Source organism: Lysobacter antibioticus, from assembly GCF_000731095.1.
GTDB classification, from domain to species: Bacteria; Pseudomonadota; Gammaproteobacteria; order Xanthomonadales; family Xanthomonadaceae; genus Lysobacter; species Lysobacter antibioticus_B.
Window position 1 is genome coordinate 1 of sequence record NZ_JMTZ01000077.1, and the last position, 19,957, is coordinate 19,957.

General features: G+C 65.9%; 13 protein-coding genes and 1 other RNA gene. 9 read left to right on the top strand and 5 right to left on the bottom strand.

Annotated features, from left to right (window positions below; all coding sequences use genetic code 11):
* From EX88_RS24010 to EX88_RS24815, 6 genes are all read left to right on the top strand, one after another.
* On the top strand, nt 1-4,025 hold a 4,025-nt coding region (locus tag EX88_RS24010), incomplete at its 5' end, for a beta strand repeat-containing protein (RefSeq protein WP_036149480.1).
* A 204-nt stretch (nt 4,026-4,229) separates the two neighbouring features.
* Nucleotides 4,230-4,670, top strand: coding sequence for a transposase (locus tag EX88_RS24800; RefSeq protein WP_051885310.1), 441 nt, complete (start codon nt 4,230-4,232; stop codon nt 4,668-4,670).
* Between the two features lie 312 nt (nt 4,671-4,982).
* Nucleotides 4,983-5,339: a hypothetical protein gene (locus EX88_RS0119075; protein WP_031373586.1), complete on the top strand. Its 357-nt coding sequence runs from the start codon at nt 4,983-4,985 to the stop codon at nt 5,337-5,339.
* Nucleotides 5,340-5,616: 277 nt separating this feature from the next.
* Entirely contained in the window at nt 5,617-8,544 is a 2,928-nt protein-coding gene (locus EX88_RS24805) for a winged helix-turn-helix domain-containing protein (RefSeq protein ID WP_031373587.1), read from the top strand.
* 85 nt (nt 8,545-8,629) lie between these two features.
* A complete protein-coding gene (locus EX88_RS27350; protein WP_031373588.1) occupies nt 8,630-11,566 on the top strand; it encodes a winged helix-turn-helix domain-containing protein in 2,937 nt (978 codons plus the stop codon).
* A gap of 601 nt (nt 11,567-12,167) precedes the next feature.
* Nucleotides 12,168-13,202, top strand: coding sequence for a hypothetical protein (locus tag EX88_RS24815; protein WP_051885311.1), 1,035 nt, complete (start codon nt 12,168-12,170; stop codon nt 13,200-13,202).
* Between the two features lie 224 nt (nt 13,203-13,426).
* Here EX88_RS24815 and EX88_RS26165 read toward each other — a convergent pair whose 3' ends face one another.
* The 5 genes from EX88_RS26165 to EX88_RS0119100 all read right to left on the bottom strand — a co-directional run bounded on the left by EX88_RS26165 (nt 13,427) and on the right by EX88_RS0119100 (nt 16,664).
* Nucleotides 13,427-14,179 carry a hypothetical protein gene (locus EX88_RS26165; protein WP_152566364.1) on the bottom strand — a complete coding sequence of 251 codons (753 nt, stop codon included), beginning with the start codon at nt 14,177-14,179 and terminating at the stop codon, nt 13,427-13,429.
* The gene (locus tag EX88_RS26170) at nt 14,176-14,736 is read right to left on the bottom strand and encodes a hypothetical protein (protein WP_152566365.1); all 561 of its coding nucleotides are present in this window, start codon (nt 14,734-14,736) and stop codon (nt 14,176-14,178) included. Before EX88_RS26170 ends, EX88_RS26165 begins: the two co-directional genes overlap by 4 nt.
* Before the next feature lie 177 nt (nt 14,737-14,913).
* Nucleotides 14,914-15,624, bottom strand: coding sequence for a hypothetical protein (locus EX88_RS0119095; protein ID WP_031373590.1), 711 nt, complete (start codon nt 15,622-15,624; stop codon nt 14,914-14,916).
* A gap of 116 nt (nt 15,625-15,740) precedes the next feature.
* Nucleotides 15,741-16,094: a transfer-messenger RNA gene (gene ssrA / locus EX88_RS25425) on the bottom strand.
* Between the two features lie 198 nt (nt 16,095-16,292).
* Entirely contained in the window at nt 16,293-16,664 is a 372-nt protein-coding gene (locus tag EX88_RS0119100) for a helix-turn-helix domain-containing protein (RefSeq protein ID WP_031373591.1), read from the bottom strand.
* A 187-nt stretch (nt 16,665-16,851) separates the two neighbouring features.
* On the opposite strand from EX88_RS0119100, the gene EX88_RS26175 reads away from it, so the two are divergent.
* The 3 genes from EX88_RS26175 to EX88_RS24820 are packed head-to-tail and all read left to right on the top strand — an operon-like array spanning nt 16,852 to nt 19,836.
* Entirely contained in the window at nt 16,852-17,163 is a 312-nt protein-coding gene (locus EX88_RS26175) for a hypothetical protein (protein ID WP_152566366.1), read from the top strand.
* A gap of 26 nt (nt 17,164-17,189) precedes the next feature.
* The gene (locus EX88_RS0119110) at nt 17,190-17,555 is read left to right on the top strand and encodes a hypothetical protein (RefSeq protein WP_031373592.1); all 366 of its coding nucleotides are present in this window, start codon (nt 17,190-17,192) and stop codon (nt 17,553-17,555) included.
* Nucleotides 17,556-17,610: 55 nt separating this feature from the next.
* Nucleotides 17,611-19,836 (top strand): CHASE domain-containing protein, encoded by a 2,226-nt coding sequence (locus EX88_RS24820; protein WP_051885312.1) that lies wholly within the window; start codon nt 17,611-17,613, stop codon nt 19,834-19,836.
* Nucleotides 19,837-19,957 lie beyond the last annotated feature (121 nt).

The window sequence follows — 19,957 nt, forward strand, 5'->3', positions numbered from 1 at the left end:
CCGGCCTGACCATCGCCGGCGGCCCGAGCGTGACCTCGGCCGGCATCAACGCCGGCGGTCAGGTGATCACCAATGTTGCGGCAGGTGTCGCCGCGACCGACGGCGTCAACAAGAGCCAGCTCGATGCGGTGGCTGGCGGCTCCACGACGCTGGGCATGAACTTCACCGGCAACGACGCGACCGCCGGCGATGTGCATCGCGATCTGGGGCAAACCCTGTCGATCCGCGGCGATGCGACCGCTGCCGGCAGCTACAGCGGCGGCAACATCCGAACGGTGACCGACCCGACCACCGGCGCGATCAATGTGCAGTTGGCCGATTCGCCGAAGTTCGGCAACGTCGTGATCAACGACGGCGGCAGCGGCCGCATCAGCGGCGTTACCGCCGGCACGGCGGCGACTGATGCGGTCAACAAGAGCCAGCTCGATGCGGTCGGCGCGACCGCGAACGCGGGCTTCAACGTCAGTGCGCAGGGCGCCAATAGCACCAACGTGGCCCCGGGCGAGACCGTCGACCTACGCAACAGCGACGGCAACATCGTCGTCAGCAAGACCGGCGCCGACGACAACGTCGCCTTCGATCTGGCCGACGACATCACCGTCAACAGCGTCACTGCCGGCGCCACCACGCTCAACAACACCGGCCTGACCATCGCCGGCGGTCCGAGCGTGACCTCGGCCGGCATCAACGCAGGCAACCAGGTCATCACCAATGTCGCTGCGGGTGTTGCAGGGACCGACGGCGTCAATAAGAGCCAGCTGGATGCAGTGGCCGGTGGCTCCACCTCGCTGGGCCTGAACTTCACCGGCAACGACGCCACCGCCGGCGATGTGCATCGCGACCTGGGCCAGACCTTGTCGATCCGCGGCGATGCCACTGCCGCCGGCACCTACAGTGGCGGCAACATCCGAACGGTGACCGACCCGACCACCGGCGCGATCAACGTGCAACTGGCCGATTCGCCGAAGTTCGGCAACGTCATCGTCAACGACGGCGGTACCGGCAAGATCAGCGGCGTCACCGCGGCCGATCTGAGCGCGGCCAGCACCGAGGCAGTCAACGGTTCGCAGCTGTTCCAGACCAACCAGGACGCCGTGGCGCTGGGCAATCGCGTGACCACGAACGAGGGCAACATCGCCGCGCTCAACAATGTGGTCGGCCCGACCGACCAGGCCTACCAGGATGCCAACGGCCACGGCGTGCGTTATGTGCGCACCAACGACACCGGCTTGCCCGAGTCGGATGCCTTCGCGACCGGCGCCAACTCCACCGCGGTCGGCTACAACGCCCGGGCATCGGCCGAGGAAACCCTCGCGATCGGCGAAAACGCAGCGGCCAGCGCGCTCAGTGCCCTGGCGCTCGGCTCGGGCTCGGAGGCGACGAACGATTATGCGATTGCCATCGGCGATGAAGCTACGGCCAGCGGCAGATTCTCGTTGGCTGTGGGCGATACCGCCAATGCGAGCGCAGAGTCGGCGATGGCGGTGGGCCTGGGGGCGGTTGCGAGTGGCACCGGCGCCACTGCGCTGGGTGCTCTAAGCAGTGCTGCGGGAGTCGGGGCAGCGGCCCTTGGCAATAGAGCAAATGCGAGCGCATTGGGCACGACGGCGATCGGTTTGGATAGCCGGGCCAGTAACGCGGGCAGCGTGGCGCTGGGCTGGAATTCGATCGCCGACGGCGCCACGCTGGGCGAGCTGGCTTACGTGCCGGATGGCTCAACGTACACGGTCGCCGCTACCTCCGCGCTTAGCGAGGTGTCGATCGGCAGCGCGGGCAACGAACGCCGCCTGTCCAACGTCGCGGCAGGCGCGGTCGATACCGATGCGGCCAACATCAGCCAGCTCAAGGCGGTGGACAGCAAGATCACCTCGTTGGGCCAGGACTCGCTGCTGTGGGACCCGACCGCGAACGGCGGTACCGGTGCGTATAACGCCAACCATCTCGGCACCGGCCCGAACAAGATCGTCAACGTGGCGCCGGCCGATCTGAGCGCGGCGAGCACCGATGCGGTCAACGGCTCGCAGTTGTTCCAGACCAACCAGGACGTGGCCGCGCTCGATACCCGGGTGACCACCGCCGAGGGCGACATCAACAACCTCGACAACCGCGTCACCACCAACGAAGGCGACATCACCAACATCAAGAACCAGATGGGCCCGACCGATCCGGCCTACCTGCAGCAGAACGGCCGCGGTACGCGTTATGCGCGCACCAACGACACCGGCCTGGCCGAGGACGATGCGCACGCCCAGGGCGTGGGTTCGACCGCGGTGGGTTACAACGCCACCAGCTCGGCTGCCGATGCAGTCGCGATCGGTCGCAACAGCCAGGCCAGCCATGCCGGCAGCGTCGCGCTCGGTGCGGGTTCGGTCGCCAACGGCAGCACGCTCGGCAATGCGGCCTACTTGGTCGGCGGCACCGCGACCGGCGAGGTCAACGTCGGCAACCGCCGCGTCACCGGCGTCGCCGCGGGTTCGGAAGACACCGATGCGGCCAACGTCGGCCAGCTCAAGGCGGTGGCGACCAGCGCCACCCAGGCCGAGCAGCGTTCGGTGAAGTACGACTGGAACGACCTCGATGCGGACGGCCAGATCGATCCGGGCGAAGTCGACTACAGCAAGGCGACCCTGGCTGGCCCGGTGAGCACCGATGGCGGTGCGACCGGCGGCAGCAAGATCACCAACCTGGCCCAGGGCGAGGTGTCGGCCACTTCGACCGATGCGGTCAACGGTGCCCAGCTCTACAACGTCGCCGGCCCGAACGATGCGACCTACATCAGTCAGAACGGCCGCGGTACGCGTTATGCGCGCACCAACGACACCGGCCTGGCCGAGGCGGATGCGCATGCACAGGCGGTGGGTTCGAGTGCGGTGGGCTACAACGCCACCGCCTCGGCCGGGAACGCCGTGGCGGTGGGTCGCGATTCGGTCGCCGGCCATGCCAACTCGGTCGCGCTCGGTGCCGGTTCGTCGACCACGGCCGGCGCGCAGAGCGGCTACAACGCGGCCTATGTCGGCAGCAGCAACTCGACCGGCCAGGTCCAGGTCGGCGGCCGCACCATCGGCGGCGTGGCCGCGGGCTCGGCGGCGGACGACGCGGTCAATGTCGCCCAGCTGCAAGCCGGCGTTACCAATGCGGTGACCCAGGCCAATGCCTACACCGACACGCGCGTCGACCAGATCGCCGGCAACGTCGCTCAGTACGACAACCGCATCAGCACCGTCGAAGGCGACGTCAACAACGTCAAGAACGGCTCGGCGGGTCTGTTCCAGGTGAGCCAGGACAATACCGCGGCTCCGACGGTCAGCGGCGCCAATGCCTCGGCCGGCGGTGCCGGTGCGGTGGCTTCGGGCAGCGGCAGCACGGCGCTCGGCAACGGCGCCATCGCCTCGGCGAACAATGCCGTGGCCCTGGGCGCCGGTTCGGTGGCGAACCAGGAGGGCACCGTATCGGTCGGTTCGGCCGGCAACGAACGCCGGGTGAGCAATGTCGCGGCCGGCACGGCCGACACCGATGCGGTCAACGTCTCGCAGTTGAAGGGCTTCACCACCGGCGGCTTGCAGTACGACAAGAACGCCGACGGCAGCAACAACACCAACAGCGTGACCTTCAACCCGAACGGCAGCGGCGAGACCACCCTGCGCAACGTCGCGGCCGGCAAGGCCCCGACCGATGCGGTCAACGTCAGCCAGTTGGGTCAAGCGGTGACCACGGCCAACAGCTACACCGACAGCCAGGTCGCCACGGTCCGCAACGACGTGTGGAAGCTCGGCGGCGACGTCCGCCGCCTGGAACGCGACATGCACTCCGGCATCGCCACGGCGATCGCGATCAAGCCGGCGCCCTACGTGGCCGGTCGCACGACGTACTACGCGGGCTTCGGTGCCTACAAGAGCGAAGCGGCGTTCGGCGTCAGCCTGCGGCATACCGCCGACAACGGGCGCTGGAGCCTGGAAGGCGGTGCCTCGAGCAACAGCGATGGCATCGGCGCGTACATCGGCGTGAGCGGTGTGCTGGGCGACTGAGTAAGGCGTAGTCCGGCCCGTCTTGCATGCAGTACGCAAGGCGGGCCGGTTTTTGCGGTAAGCCGGCCGGGCTGCATCGGCGCCGGGATTGTCTCAGGCGGCTTCGGCCGCCGCCGTGTCTCGTCCGACCTGCCTCGAACGCACCCGCAGCGAAGACGTTTGTCCCTCCCCGTTGTGCAAGCGATATTCATCGGAGTTCTTCGTATGACCTTATCCTTGGTCGAGTCGCCGCAATTCAGGTTCACCGACGAGCAGTGGCGGATCGTCGCGTCGCATCTTCCGCGCCAGTACCAGGCGCGCATTCTCAACAACACCGGTGACTACCGCACTTTCATCGAGGCGGTGTTGTGGGTGGTCGCCAACAATGCGCCGTGGACCAGCGTGCCGCAGGGCTTCGGTTCGTGGCGGGCGATCTACGTGCGCTTCCTGCGTTGGTCCGAAAACGAACACTGGATCGCGGTGGAACGCGCCATCGGCATGGACAGCGAACTGGCCAAGGGCCTGCGCGAACGCGTCGAGCGTTACCACGCGAGCAACCGCTGGCGCCGCAAGCGCGGCGAAGCACTGTCGCCCAAGCCCGCTGCGGTGGAGAGCGACCTGGAAGGCGAAATGGCCAGGCGCTGGGGTGTGTTGAAAGTGGGCTGAGTCGCGCCCGTAAGTTTAAGGAAGCCAGGCTTCCATCTCGACACGCCGCACCCCCTGCGGCGTTTACAGCGGTACCACGGCCGGCTCCCCCTCCGGCCCGCGGGTCGCTTTGCGGCCGCATCGGCTGCTTTTTGCGTCGGGCCGGGCCCTCCCTCCGTGTTTCGGACGGTTCGACGCGCTTTTTCCCTGCCTGCCGCGACCCTGCTTGGCCCGGCTCTCGACCGCTGCGCACGGTTTCCATGCAATCGGTTGGACGGTCCGCTGTGGGGACGGGCACTCGAATCGATCTACATTCCAACCGGAAAGCCATTCATGAAGAACGCCACCGTTTTCAGCCGTTTCTGCCTGGCCCTGGCGGTCATCGCTCTGGGCGTGAGCGAGGGCCATGCCACGCGCGCCGACGACAGCAAGTTCGTCGATTGCGGCTCGACCTCGAACGGTCTTTCGGTGCGAGCGGCATCGGTGCAGCCCAGGCAATTTGCCTGCCCGCGGGCGACCCTGGTCGGCGAGAGATACCTGCGTGCGATACGCAAGAAGGCCCTTGCGAGCGTTCGCATCAGCGTGAGCGGGGCGACCTGGATTTGCCGGGAGCGCCTGTACGACACCAATCCCGTACTGGAATGCATCATGCAGCGAGAGCCGCGCGAGATCGTCACCCTGGCGTCCTGAGCCCGTACTGCTGCCATCGCTCCATCGCCCGGACATGCCGCGGCCTGTCCGCGACCCGCGCGAAACCGCATTGCGCGATCCTCGGCGTCAAGCGCCAAGAGGGGCATGAGCGGGCTTGCCGAACGCCAGTACCGGACGCATGATTATTCAGCGTGTTCAGATCGTGGGCGACCCTCGGACGGCCGCCGGCGACGAATGCTCGACCTGCGTCGGTACCCGCATCCAACGTTCCTGATGATCTTGCGCCGCACGACGGCGACCCCAAGGTGAGAACACGATGACGACGCCGTGGCCCGCGGATGCCTGGTATCTGCAACTGGCCGACCTGACCACCGATCTGCGTTTTCGCCGGCTGATTCATTCAGGCCAAAGCGTGGAGTTGCCGCAGCGGGTCTTCGACCTATGGTTGCTGTTGCTGAGCGAGCCCAACCGGCTGCATACGCGCACCGAACTGTTCGACCGGCTATGGGCCGGCACCATCGTCGAAGACACCAACCTGTCGCAGAACGTCTGGCTGCTGCGCAAAGCCCTGGGCGAGGAACGCAAGGGTTGGATCCGCACGGTGGCCAAGAGCGGCTACGTGTTCGAGCCGCCGGAGCCGTTGCAGTGGTTCAAGCAGTTGCCGCCGGCTCCGCAGGCGGCTGGCGAGGCCATCGCTTCCGCGGATTCGCAAGCCTTCGCCGAGGCGGCCGAGTACGTGGCGTTCGCCGAGTCGCAGCAGGCAGTTCTTGAAGAGCCTTCTGCCTCGGCCGGTCCGATGGCGGTGTTCGATCCGGTGCCGCTGTCGATGGCCGTCGAACCCAGGCCGTTGCCTCTGCCGGCGCCGCTTCCCGCACGGGGCCTGCGCGGCGGCAGGCGAGTGTGGGCGTTCGCCGTGCTCGGCTTGATCGTGCTTGCCGGGGCGATGGTCTTGTTCGCCCAGCGCTGGAACGGGTTTGGTAGGAGCGAGCCGAAGCTCGCCGTGGCGCTCGTGACGATCGAGGATCTGCAGGTCACGTCGCGATGGCCGGCCAAGCTGCTCGAAGAGTGGCTGAGCTGGAAGCTGGGCAGCCTGCCCGAGGTGAATCTGCTCAGCGAAAGCGATCTGGTCGCCGATCAAGGTTCGGGGACGGTGCAAGTGGTGTTCCTGTCGTCGGTGCGCGTGCCCAACGACCCCGAGAAAATCGCGTTGTACGTGCGTTTCCAGGAGGACGGCAAGGAACAGCGTCTGGAAGTGAAGGGCGATCCTTCCGAGATGCCGGCCCTGGTCGATTCGGTGTCGCGCCAGCTCGTGGCCCGCTTGCTTCCGGCTCGTGAGGCGCCATGGCCCGCACTGGAACTCAGCGCGGCCGCGGCCCAGCGCTATGAGCAGGCTGCGTTGGCGCTCGATCGCCGCGACTGGATGTCGGCGGTTTCGATAGGCAGCGAGATCGTCGAATCGGCGCCGCGCTTCGGCTTGATGCGGCTGCAGTTGGCGCAGGCGCACGCACGGCTGTCACAAGGCGCCGCGGCGACGGCGCAGATGGAGGTCGCGGTGAAGTTGCTGGCGACCGCGCCGCCCGAGGCGGCCGACTTGCTGGAAGCGCAGCGACTGGCGCTCGATCCGCGCCGCGGCCAGGACGCACTCAAGGCGTTCTCGGCCCTGGCCGACCGGCATCCCGACAAGGCCGCCTATCGATTGCAATACGCGCGCTTGCTGGTCAACGCCGGCGAGCCGCGAGGGGCCTTGGCGCAGCTGGCCGATGCCGGCGGCCGCGACGTCATCGGCTTACGCATCGCCAAGCATCTGTTGCGGGCGGACGCATACCAGGTACTCGGCGATCCGGCGCGGATGCGTACGCAGGCGGCCGCCGCCGAGCGCCTTGCGCGCGACGCCGGTGCCGGCTGGACCTTGGAACGCGCCGACGCCTTGCTGTTGGCGGCTCGCGCCGACAGCCTGCAGTTTCCCGAGCGTCCGGTGCCTGCCGCCTACGAACAGGCGGCGACGCTGTACGAGCAAGGCGGCAATTCGACCGGCGCGCTGCACGCCAGGGTATTGGCGCGCATGGCCGGCCCCCTGACCGGGGAAGCGGACGCGGCCTTGGGTGCGTTGCTGGCGCGCGCCAACGCCGGTGGCTACCACCGTCTCGAAGTGGACGTGCTGGTCGCCAGCGCCGACCAGTACATGAAGGCCGGCGATGCCGACACGTATCGCGCGCGGCTGTTGCAGGCGGCAGCGGTCGCGGACGCTTCCGGCGATCTGCTGTCGATGGCTCAGCTGGATTTCAGATTGCTGCGAAACGACATGCTGACATTGCGATTCGACAGCGCGGCGGTTCGCATCGAACGCCTGCGCTCCATGAAGGTCCAGGGCAACCTGGGGACTGCTTCGGAACAGTTCGCTGCGAGCTTGCTGCTTCTGCGCGGGCACTATGTCGAAGGTCTTGAGGTCATCAATCAAGCCGAGCGTTTGTTGCCGGCCGTACCTGCCGGCCATGCCGAGTCGGAAGCCCATGCGCAATTGGCATGCACGCGCGTGGTGCCCTTGGTGGCGCTGGGGCGGGTGCCTGAGGCGCGTCGCAATCAAGATCGCTGTTCGCAGAGCGATGCGGTGGTCTCGCGCTCGCGGGGCTTGCTCAGCAAGACCTATATCGAACTGTTGCTGGGCGACCGCATTCAGGCCGCGACCTCGCTGAGCCAGGCCGAACAATCCTTGCCGAACAAACCGCCCGAGCGCTGGATTCAACAACTGGAACTGGCCAGGCAAGCGACCCTGCTCGGGCAGCCGGAGAAATCCGAGCGTATCCATGCGCAATTGCTGCCGCAGCTGCAGCCGACCGGTTACACCGCTTATGTCGCCCAAACCATGACGGGGCAGGCCGAAAGTGCCGCGGCCATGGGCGACTGGGCGCGCAGCCGCGCCCTTGCGGCCGAGGTTCGCCAGACGATTCCCGCGGATGTGTGGTTCCTGATCAAACGCTTGGAACTGCTCGCCATTGCCGATGCGCTAGAGCACGGCGACCGGCGCACGGCCATCGCCAAGGCGAGCGCGTTGCACGCGCGCGTGCATCGGCTCGGCGATGCGGTCCTGGAGATGCAAGTGCACAGCATGTTCGAACCGGGCGTTCTCGATGACGATTGCAGCGCGGCCGAGCGCGAGGCCTTGGTCGCCCGCACCGGCATGCGCGGCAGCAACGTCGATTGGCTGAACCTCTCGGGACCTACCGGCCGAGGGACTTCGCGGTAGCGAGTCTGTGCCTGCATCCAAACTTCCCGACGATGGATCCTGGCAACCTAGTGCCGCATGACCGCGACCCCAAGGTGAGAACACGATGAGCACGCCGTGGCCCGCGGATGCCTGGTATCTGCAACTGGCCGACCTGACCATCGATCTGCGCTTTCGCCGCCTGATGCATTCCGGGCAAAGCGTGGAATTGCCGCAGCGGGTTTTCGATCTGTGGCTGTTGCTGCTGAGCGAACCCAACCGGCTGCATACCCGCACCGAGTTGTTCGACCGCTTGTGGGCCGGCACGATCGTCGAAGACACCAATCTGTCGCAGAACGTCTGGTTGTTGCGCAAGGCCCTGGGCGAGGAGCGCAAGAACTGGATCCGCACTGTGGCCAAGAGCGGCTACGTGTTCGAGCCGCCGGGGCCGCTGCAGTGGTTCAAGCAACTGCCGCCGGCTCCGCAGGCGGATGGCGCACCCAGCGCGCGTGGGGATTCGAGAGCGTTCGCCGAGGCCGCCGCATTTGCCGAGTCGCGGCAGGCGGTGCTCACCGAGCCTTCCGCCGCGAAGGGTTCGGCAGCAGGGCAGGTGCTCGATGCCGTGTCGCTGTCGACCGCCGTCGACTCGGGGCCGCAGCCGATACCGGCTGCGGTTCCGGCGGCGGTGCGGGGCCTGCGAGGCGGCAAGCGGGTGTGGGCGTTGGCGGTGCCCGGCCTGGTCGTGGTCGCAGCGGCGATGCTCTTGTTCGCCCAGCGTTGGAGCGGGTTCGGGCCGAGCGAGCCGAAACTGGCGGTGGCGCTGGTGACGATCGAGGACCAACAGGCCGCCTCGCGATGGCCGGCCAAGCTGCTCGAGGAGTGGTTGAGCTGGAAGCTGGGCAGCCTGCCCGAGGTCGATCTGCTTAGCGAAAGCGATCTGGCCGCCGGGCAGGGGGCGGAGGCCGCCAAGGTCGTATTTTTATCGTCGGTGCAATCGCCCGGCGATCCGAAGCGAATGACGCTGTACGTGCGTTTCCACGAGCAAGGCAAGAAGGAAGAACGTCTCGAATTCAAGGGCGATCCTTCCGATATGCCGGCCCTAGTCGATGCTGCGTCCCGCCAGGTCCTGGCCCGTTTGCTACCCGCTCGCGAAGCGCCGTGGCCGGCGTTGGAGCTGAGCGCGAAAGCCGCCCAGCGTTACGAGCAGGCCGCGTTGGCGCTCGATCGCCGCGATTGGATGTCGGTGGTCTCGATCGGTAGCGAAGTGGCCGAGGCGGCACCGCGCTTCGGCCTGATGCGGCTGCAACTCGCGCAAGCGCAGGCGCGGCTCTCGCAAGGCGCCGCGGCCGCCGGGCAAATGGAGATCGCGGCAAAGTTACTCGCGAACGCGCCGACCGAGGCGGTTGCGTTGCTGCATGCGCAAGCCCTCGGGCTCGATCCGCGCCGCAGCCAGGATGCACTGAAGGCGTTCGCCTCCCTGGCCGACCGCCATCCCGACAAGGTCGCTTATCGATTCGAATATGCCCGCCTGTCGATCGAGGCCGGCAAGCCGCAGGAGGCCTTGGCACGACTGGCCGACGGCGCCGGCGATCGGCATGCGATCGCGGTGAGAGTCGCCCAGCATCTGTTGCGCGCCGAGGCCTACGGCAAACTCGGCGATCCCGCCCGGATGCGTACGCAGGCGAGCGCCGCCGAGCGCTTGGCCCGCCAGGCCGGTCCGGGATGGACATTGGAAACAGCCGATGCCCTGTTGTCGAAGGCCCGTGCCGACAGCAATCAGTTCCCCGAGCGCCCGGTTCCGGCTGCCTACGAACAGTCGGCCCAGCTCTACGAGCAGGGCGGAAATTCGACCGGCGCACTGCGCGCGCGGGTATTGGCGCGTATCGCCGGGCCGTTGACGGGCGATGCGGATCCGGCGCTGGACGTATTGCTGGCGCGCGCCAACGCAGGCGGCTATCACCGCCTGGAGATCGACGTCCTGGTCGCCAGCGCGGATCAGTACCTGAAGGCGGGCGATGCCGACAGCTATCGCGCGCGGTTGATGCAGGCGGCCGCCATCGCCAACGCGTCCGGAGACTGGGTCTCGATGGCGCTGCTGGACGTGCGCTTGCTGTACGACGACCTGTTGACGCTCAGGCTCGACAGCGCCGCCGTTCGCAGCGCACGTCTGCGCGAGCTGCAACTGCAGGGCAGGCTGCGCCTGCTGTCGAACCAACTCGCCGGGGGACTGGCCCTGATGCGTGGACATGCGGCGCAGGCTTTGGAAATCTCGCGCGAGACCGAGCGTCTGTTGCCGGCCTTGTCTGCGGGGCAGGAGGGGTCGGAGGCGCATGCGCAGTTGGGGTGCGCACGCACGGATTATTTGCTCGCCCTGGGCAGGTTGGCCGAAGTGCGCAAGGAACTCGACCGTTGCTCGCAAGGCGACCGGCAAACCCTGCGCAGCCTGGTTTTGCTGGGCCGGAGCCAAGTGGCGTTGGTGGGAGGCGATTCCGTCCAGGCCACCGGTTTGCTGGAGCAGGCCGAAGCATCCATGCCGACTGCCGCGCCGGACAGTTGGAACCAAGGCTTGGAGGTCGCCCGGTTGGCGACTGTGTTGGGCCAGACGGAGAAATCAGAACGCATCTACTCGCAGTTGCTGCCGCCACTGCAGCGCAGCGGTTACAGCTTGTTCGTGGCCCAGGCCATTACCGGGCTGGCGGAGAACGCGGCGGCGCGAGGCGATTGGGTGCGCAGCCGGATCCACGCCGCCAACGTGCGCAAGCTGATTCCCGACGATGCCTGGTTCCTGAGCGCTCGATTGGATCTGCTGGCCGTTGCCGATGCGCGCCAGCGCGGCGACCGGACCACGGCGGTCGCGATGGCGGGCAAGTTGCACCAGCGCGCCAGGCAACTGGGCGACGTCATCGTCGAGATGCAAGTGCACCGGATCTTGGAGCCGGGTGCTTTCCACAACGATTGCGACGCGGCCGAGCGCGAGGCCATGGTCGCCCGCACCGGTATGCGCGGCATCGATGCCGATTGGCTAGTGCCTGCGAGCGGGGCTGCTCGAAGCGCCTCGCCCTGAGCTTTCCACACGACACGACCGGGAGTGGTCGCCGCAGCAAGTGCCGGCCCGCGATACCTTCGCGTGATCCCGCTAGCGATCGACATCGGCGACTCGTAAGCCCGTCCGCGCCAAGCGGGCAGGGCGACACCTGTGCCAGTCGTCACTCACGCATACGCCCGCGAAGGGGCGGCAACAAGCTGCTGGGCGACGGCGTTGCCGGCGTCCGGGCCGTCGCTTGCGCCGGGTCGTTCGAGAAGCGTGAACGCCCGATGCACGGATTCGCTTCCGGCGTTCGAGCGAACGCTTTTTTTATTCTCTCCGGGGCGGTGTTCTCTGTATCGTTCGGCTCGCGGTCGAGCTTCGTGATGCAGCGCTCATAAACGCTGCGAAGTATCCGGGTCGATCGCGCCGCAAACCCTCGCGCCCGAACAACGGATGCGGCGGCTGCGTCGCACGGCGACCGTGTCGAGACCGAAAGCGAGGAGACGCCACCGCTCTTCGCCGAGGTGTCCGTTCCCCCATGAATTCGCTTGCCGGCTGCCGTGCAGCTCGGGCAATCGTTTCGGCTGCGCGTCGTCCGGCCGTAACGGCCGCCGCGACGACATCAGATCGAGGTTGGATGAGCACGACCGATTTCTCCCAGGAACGCAGCGTCCGCATCGCCGCATCGTCGATCGCGGTGGCGACGACCTTGTCGATCGGCGCGCTGCTGTTCCGCCCGGTCGTATTGCCGTCGACGGCGTCGGCGATGGACGTGGTGTTGATCGATCGCATCGTGCGTATCGAACCGGCGCCTGACGTATCGCAGCCGTTAGCGCAACGTCCCGGTACCGCATCGCCGGTCGGCAAGAAGCCGAATGCGCAGCGCGAATCGATGCCTCGGCCCGAAAATGCAGTGCTGTCTCCGCAGAAGCCGGCGGTCGTCGAACCGCCACCGGCTCAGCCGAACCCGGCCGTCGAGCCTGCACCGCCGAACCGCTGGCTGCTGCCGGACCGTTTCAGCATGCGCCCTCGCAATGCGCCGGCCGACCCGGCGCTGGCCCCGAAACCGCGCGCACCTGGAGACCCGAGCGAACGCAGTCAGTACTACGCCAAGAAGCTGCTGGAGCGCCGTAATCCGCTGGGGGATCAGCCCCCGCCGCTGCACGACTGGTTCGACGACGCCAAAACCGCCGGCAAGGGACAAACGCTTTCCAAGCGCATCGCCGAAGCTCTGTACGGCAAGGACATCCAATCGGCGAAAGCGCGCCCGCCGCCGGCGACGAGGTTCCGGCCGGAATTGCACGAGCGGCCTTCCGACCTCGGCAGCGAGGCGACCGGTAATGCCTACAAGGCCGCGGCTGTCGCGTACGAAGCGGTGCCCGGCCTCGAAGGCGAAGCCAGCCGGCGCATCCGCGAAGCCATCGACCTGTTGCTCAAGCTGCCCACGGGCTGCGAGCGGCAAACCGTGGAAAGCTGGTTGGCCCCTGCGCGCAAACACCTGACCGAACTGGAGCGCGCCGAATACGCCTACGGCCACGGCGCCGACCCGATCCGCCGCGAGCACATGCTGCCGCGCGCCGCCGACACCGCCTACGACCAGGCCCGGCGCGCCATCGCTTATGCCGAGGGGCGGTTGGCGGGGTGCGGGAGGAAGCTGGGAGCTCATAACTAGTAATTAGGAGCGAGAAGTGAGGATTGCGTGGGCGCTCACTGGCTTCGCGGCATTGGGTGACGCGGCAATGCTCGTACTAAGGGCTGTGATGTTCGCCTGGCGTAATACAAAAAGCCGAAAATCCCTAGGTTTCCAGCTTCATTTGCGATACGTGGGATGATCCGCTTGCTTGGTTTGAATCGCATCTGTCATATGGAAAAGCAGTGTCCACGTACCCAGTATGCCTATTTGGGCTTAAGGAGCGTCCCTTCAATATGAGCAACACCAAGCGGCGTTATCGTCGCTCTCGATGAGTCAAGCTCGATGTATTGTTTATCGAACAGGCCGTTCAGTACGCGGCTCAAGTTGATATTGTCACGTGTCCACTTCTTGAGGTTTGTTCGCGTAACCCAGCCCGGTGTTGTATAGAGCAGCATAAGAACCTTGTCGGCCATCTTCATGTCAGGTGCTAGTACACGCTTTGTGCCGTCAATCTCCCAAACCAAAGGGTGTGATCGCTCTATCAGTGCGTCGACGGCGTCCTGTGCTTCGGACGTGGTTACGCCGTGTGTGATGCGGATAAGTTCAGCGACCACCCAGCTAGCACCTTCACGAACTAGCGTCGCGTCCATCTTATTCGGCACAACATCCCCGCCAACATGGCCGACATTCCTGTTGTTGCGTATTTCGTATAGCGCAGGCAGCAAGCGGGGTATGAGCACACGCAACGAGCGATCGCCGACTGCAATCGGTGATAAGCTTTCCAAAGCGCGACATGCAGCAACAAAATTATTCGGCTTACTTGGTGAGGCTGCAAAATTTCCGACAATGGCCCCATGAATGATCGTGTACGCGACCTCGCAGAATCTGCCCGCGTCCAGTGCAGCAAGCTTCCATCGACCTTCGTTGAATGCCTTGCAAATGTTCCTGTACTCATCGATGAGTGGGCCCCGAAGTGCTTCCGGAATGCTAGCGAGTAAAGTCTTCGGGTCGATCATCTGGACTTATTGCTCTTTCGCTTCGTCGGCGACTTGCGGGGATTTTGCTTTCCATCAAAGCCGGCCTGTACTGCGGCCTCACCGTCTTGCGTTAGGTAAGAACTTGCGCCTTCATCATGAATCCATGCGTTTTTAACCGCCTTCTTGTAATCCCTGGCGTAGTTTGGGCCTGGAGCAGGGAGCTTGGCTTGTTGAAAATACGCGGCGAGTTCGATGCTCGAAAAGTTCAGCTTTCCCTCGATCTTTTCACGATAGTATGCAAAGCAAGCTATGCGCTGATCGTTTGTTGCTGGCGCCTTCTCTTTTAGCAGTTCCACAAGTGATACTCGCTTGCCGCCACTGATCGCTTGAGGCGCGCCAAGGGGGGCTTGTTGGGCTGCCGGCGCCCCTTCTCCCTGGCGTTGACTTGCAGATGGTACGGCTAGGATTGCCGATACTCCGAACAAAGCGGCCGCTGATTGAAGTACCCGCGACCTCTCGTCGGGACTCAACGGCTGAAGTGCATTCATGACGGCAATTGCGGCCTCGGCGGCCTTGGTCGTGTCGTCGCTACTCATATCTTCTCCCCTGCGAGCTTGGTATCTGCCGGTCGCTTCCTAGCTAGGTTGCGGCCTGTTGAATACAGCAATTTATCTGTCAGCACCGCTAGGCCTTAAGGCGGGTCCTCCCGAGAGGTGGGGCCTGCTGCGGGGGCGCCGACACAGCATAAATTGCGGTGCGCGCGTCCGGCAAAGTCAACTTGTTGTTCTTGTGACTACCTTCGGCGCCCACTTCGTGAAGTATGCGTGCCCGGCGTCATACCAGGGCCGAAGCACTGCTTGTAAGTCATCGGCTTCCTGGTTTTCCGCCATCGAAAGCGCGATCGCGATGACGAGGTGCGATAGCACGACGGCGTTCGTCAGGACCTCGACGAATTCATCGTTTGGCGGATAGGCGCCGATGCCATCTTCGCCAATATAGTAGTTCAGTAGCGAGCGTCCGCCGTGTGTCATGCCGCTAAGCGTCGCCCAGGAATTGTCCACGGTGATCGGAATGCGACCGGCAGGCGTCCATCCGAAATGCGCTTCGTTAATCCGGGCCAGGGAGCGCGGCCCGAGCTTGTTCCCATCCCGGCGTGGCAGCTCGTCTTCGCCGAGGTAGAACGCCAATTCTTCCGCCGTAGCAGGCCCGGCGAAGAATGCGGCGCGCATGAGCTGGTCGACCTGGGATCGAAGCAGGATCAATGCGCCGAATACGCTCTGGTGTACGTCATGCGCGACCAGAAAGCACGCGGACCGCGCCTGCTCTACCGAGGCATATAGCAGGGCGATCGCGACGTTCGTCCTTTCGTCGTTAGGAAGCTCCATCTTCGCCAATACCGGATAGCAGCCGTCAATGGCCGTGACGCTTTCCAGGGCAGCGGGGACCAGGTTTTGAAGGTCTGGGGCGGGTGCGGGCTGGGTCATACCAGCAATGTGCGCCCTTCAACATGAGCTGGCAACGCCCCGGCAATGCATGTCCGTACGGGCGAGCCGCGCGGTGGATAGGTAATAAAAAACCCCTGAAAAATCAGGGGTTTGAATGGTGGAGGTGGGCGGAATCGAACCGCCGTCCGAAGGCACTCCATCCCCGGCACTACATGCTTAGCGCTCCGTTAGATCTCGCCCCCGAACAGCACGGCGCGCAAAGCGCATCCAGGAGCCAGCCTGTTTTGAGTTGACCGGGTGCTGACAGGCAACCACTCCCGGCGATTCCGTGATAATGACCCTACATTGCGAGCACGGACACAAGCAATTTCGGGGCTTACGCCTTAAGCGGCGAGAGCGTAGTTGTCGTCGTTGGCAACTAAAAGTTTGCAGCTGGATTTACGAGGAAAGCTACCCCCTCGGCATGCGCCAAGTGATTTCGCGACCCCCGTCGAAGCCAGTGCACCCCCGGGGACAGCAACCATCGCTGACGTGTTCAGTATAGGGGCTGGCGCCGGGTTCTCAAGCGTTACCGTGCGATGACGCACCGGCGATTCAGGCGCGCGCCTCGAATGCGGGCGCGTGTCCGCCGGACGACAGGCAGTCGTCGGCCATCGCGATGCGATCGAGTGGAGGGGCGAACGGCCGCGTGCGCAGCCTGGTCCGGCTCAGTTGCCGTCGAGCAGCTCGATCAGGGCGCGGCGTTTCTTGCGCGACAACTTGCGCATCAGGCCCATCAGGCGCAGTTCGTCGGGATCGCTGTATTTGGCGGCGTTTTCGCGCACCGACAGCGATTTGCCTTCGATGGTGCCGCGCCCGGTCGCCAGCCATTCGAAGCTGACGTGCTGCTGCACGGCGATCTGCAGCATGCGCTCGAGTTCGGGCAGGGCCAGGCCGACCAGCCACTTGCGGGCGGTTTCGCGGCTGACGTCGTAGTAAGCGGATAGCGCGCCTGTGCGGGCCCGGCCTTTGGCGAATCCGGAAAAATCGAGGGCCTGGTGCAGCCGATTGGCGAATTCTTGGTGAGGCGCGTTGGTCATGAGGTCTCGCCGGAGCATCCTGCAGGGCTGAAACGTGGCGCCGCCCACCCTGGCTGTCGGCCGGGCGAGGATAGCGCAACTCATTGTTGCGTACGCTTCCCGAAATTGATCACTCTTTTTGGTCGTTGAAAAGAGCAATTTGCGGTGGTAAGTTGGTTGGGCATGGATGCCACTCAGAGGTCACGCTATGGAAGGCAGAGCTAAAAAGAAGGCCCGGCGGAGTGCCGGCAACGCTGCGAACGCGGCGGCGGCGCCCCGTTCCAGGGGCGCGCGCAGGCTCGAGCGGGGCGGGTCGCCCAATCCCATCGAACGCTATATCGCCTGTTTCGCCACCGCCCGCGAGGCGGCATCGGCGGCCGGGGTGTCGGCGGCCATGCTGCGGCGCATGCGGGTGCGCGGCTATGTCTCGACCCGGGCGCGGGCCTTGCTGATGGCGCAGGCCTGCGAGTTCCGGATCGAAGCGGTCGAGCTGATGGCCTTGCCGAAGGGGGACGGCTGATGGCCCGGTTTGGGCCAGGGGTGGGGGTGGAGCTGGGGGCGGGGCAGGGCCTGGGCGCGCTGTTGCTGCAGCCGGCGGCGCTGGTCTTCGGGCTGTGTCTGTTGCTCGCCGCGGCGGGGCTGGCCGGGTGGTGGTGGCGACGGCGGCGGCGCTTGTCGCCGCACGAGCGCCTGGCCTGGCGCGCCGACCGCAACGGGCGCGCGCTGCTGCAACTGGCCGACGAGATCGAGGGTTTCCTGATCCGCCAGCACGAGGCCGGCATCTCGATCCGGCAGCAGCGGCACTGGCCGCAACTGTGTCGCCAGGTCGCGGCCGAGCACCTGGAGTGCATCAATTGCCTGTTGCTGGAAGGGGTTTGGCACGAGGAGGGCAAGCCGCCCGGCGACCGTTGATCGGCGGCCGGGGCCGTGATGCCGCCACTACAATCCGGCGGGTATGCTTGCGGCGATGACGACGACCGATCCGGCCGCCCACGCCAGCCCCCCGAACGACGGGGTCGACTCCGAACTTTCCGGCCTGATGCCGCGACGCGGTTATTTGCTCGCGCTCGCGGTGCTGATCGGCGCGCTGATCCTGGTGTTCACCGCGTGGCGGATAGCGCGCGACCGCGAACTGCGCTCGGCGCAGGCGGAATTCATCAGCCAGACCGTGCAGGTCACTGAGCTGATCCAGCAACGCCTGGTCAATTACGAACTGGTCGCGCGTGGTGGCGTGTCGCTGTTCGCCTCGGTGCAACGGCCGACGGCGGCGCAGTGGAAGGCCTATGTCGAAGGCATGAACATGCAGCGCCGGTTTCCGGCGACGCTGGGCCTGGGCTTCAGCGGCTACGTGCCGCAGCGGCTGCTGGTGCAGTTGCAGAACGAATGGCGCGACGCCGGCTACGGCTTGCTGTCGATACGGCCGCAGGGCCGGCGCGACGTGTACGGGCCGATTCTGTACCTGGAGCCGAAGACGCCGGCGAACGTCGCCGCGATCGGTTACGACATGTACGCCGAGCAGGTGCGTCACACCGCCCTGGAAGCGGCGCTGGACTCGGGCCAGGCCTGGCTGTCGGGCAAGATCCAGTTGATCCAGGACGGCGACAAGCAGAACACCGGCATGCTGCTGGCCTTGCCGGTTTACCTCGGCGGCGGGCGCCCGCAGACCCTGGAGCTGCGGCGCGCGGAAATGCAGGGCTGGGTGTACGTGCCCTTCCGCATGGAGCGTTTCGTCGAAGTGGCGCTGGGCGACACCCACGCCGACATGCGCTTCCGCATTTTCGATGAAACCGGCGGGCGCGACGAACTGTTGTACGCCAGCCCGAATCTGAAGACCGAAACCACCGCGGCTTTCGTGCACCGCGCCGCATTCGACATCTATGGCCGCACCTGGCGCATCGAATACGAATCGCCGCCGGTGGAGGAGGCGGTGCCGCGCCTGGAAGGCCTGCGCAACATGTTCGCCCTGGGCCTGTTCTCGGCGCTGCTGCTGTACAGCATCGCCTTGATGCTGGCGCGCACCGAGTCGCGCGCGCGCCACATCGCGCTGCGCATGACCGAAGACTTCCGCCGCAGCGAAACCCGCTTCCGCAGCGCGATGCAGTACTCGGCGATCGGCAAGGCCTTGCTCGACAGCGAGGGGCGCATCGTCGATTCCAACCCGGCTCTGGCCACCATCGTCGGCCTGGGGCCGGCGCAGTTGCTGGGCCAGCGTTTCGACAGCCTGCTCGAAGACGAGGACGCCGACACGCCGAGCGGCGCCAGCCACACCGAAGAAGACGGCGTGCACCGGGCCACGCGCCGCCTGCGGCGCCAGCACGGTGTCGCGCGCCAAGTGCAGCTGACGTATTCGCCGGTGCCGGGCAACGTCGGCCAGGACATCAGCGGCCTGGTCCAGGTCGAGGACGTCACCGAGCGCATGCGCGCGGAAGCGCGTGTGCATGCGCTCAACCGCACCCTGGAGGCGCGCGTGGCCTTGCGCACGCGCGAGCTCAGCCAGGCTAACCAGGAGTTGGAAGCTTTCGCCTACAGCGTCTCGCACGACCTGCGCGCGCCCTTGCGCGCGATCGACGGTTTCAGCCGCATCCTCGGCGAGAAATACGCCGACCGTTTCGACGCTGCAGGCAACGATTACCTGGCGCGGGTGCGCAAGGCCGCCGCGCGCATGGGCGACCTGATCGACGCGCTGCTGAAGATGTCGCGCCTGGCGCGCAGCGAACTCAAGCACGAATCGGTCGATCTGAGCCGTATCGCCAACGAGTTGATCGAAGAACTGCGCATGGGCGACGCGCAGCGCAAGGTCGAGGTGTCGATCGAACCCGGCATGCAGGTGATCGGCGATGCGTCCTTGCTGCGCAATCTGCTCGGCAACCTGCTCGGCAACGCCTGGAAATTCACCCGCGACCGCGACCCGGCGCAGATCGAGTTCGGCACCCAGGAGACCGCGAGCGGCGTGCGCGAGTTCTACCTGCGCGACAACGGCACCGGTTTTCCGCAGGCCTACGTCGACAAGCTGTTCCGGCCGTTCCAGCGCCTGCACAGCGTCGAGGATTTCGCCGGCCACGGCATCGGCCTGGCCTCGGTCAAGCGCATCGTCGAGCGCCACGGCGGCACGATCCGCGCCGAAGGCCGCGAAGGCGAGGGCGCGGTGTTCTATTTCACCCTGCCGCACGATGGGGCCGGGCGAGGGGAGTGAGGCGGGGGCCGCGGAAGCGCTCCGGCAACGCTGGTCGATGCCTCGGTTTTCGTCGCGAGGTGCCCTGTCTCGCGAAATCATCCACACCGACCAAGCTCCGGCCGCCATCGGCCCGTACTCG

Coding starts and splice junctions, on each gene's coding strand:
- EX88_RS24800 (WP_051885310.1), top strand. CDS start 4,230: ATGACCTTATCCTTGGTCGAGTCGCCGCAATTCAGGTTCACCGACGAG.
- EX88_RS0119075 (WP_031373586.1), top strand. CDS start 4,983: ATGAAGAACGCCACCGTTTTCAGCCGTTTCTGCCTGGCCCTGGCGGTC.
- EX88_RS24805 (WP_031373587.1), top strand. CDS start 5,617: ATGACGACGCCGTGGCCCGCGGATGCCTGGTATCTGCAACTGGCCGAC.
- EX88_RS27350 (WP_031373588.1), top strand. CDS start 8,630: ATGAGCACGCCGTGGCCCGCGGATGCCTGGTATCTGCAACTGGCCGAC.
- EX88_RS24815 (WP_051885311.1), top strand. CDS start 12,168: ATGAGCACGACCGATTTCTCCCAGGAACGCAGCGTCCGCATCGCCGCA.
- EX88_RS26165 (WP_152566364.1), bottom strand. CDS start 14,179: ATGATCGACCCGAAGACTTTACTCGCTAGCATTCCGGAAGCACTTCGG.
- EX88_RS26170 (WP_152566365.1), bottom strand. CDS start 14,736: ATGAGTAGCGACGACACGACCAAGGCCGCCGAGGCCGCAATTGCCGTC.
- EX88_RS0119095 (WP_031373590.1), bottom strand. CDS start 15,624: ATGACCCAGCCCGCACCCGCCCCAGACCTTCAAAACCTGGTCCCCGCT.
- EX88_RS0119100 (WP_031373591.1), bottom strand. CDS start 16,664: ATGACCAACGCGCCTCACCAAGAATTCGCCAATCGGCTGCACCAGGCC.
- EX88_RS26175 (WP_152566366.1), top strand. CDS start 16,852: ATGGAAGGCAGAGCTAAAAAGAAGGCCCGGCGGAGTGCCGGCAACGCT.
- EX88_RS24820 (WP_051885312.1), top strand. CDS start 17,611: ATGACGACGACCGATCCGGCCGCCCACGCCAGCCCCCCGAACGACGGG.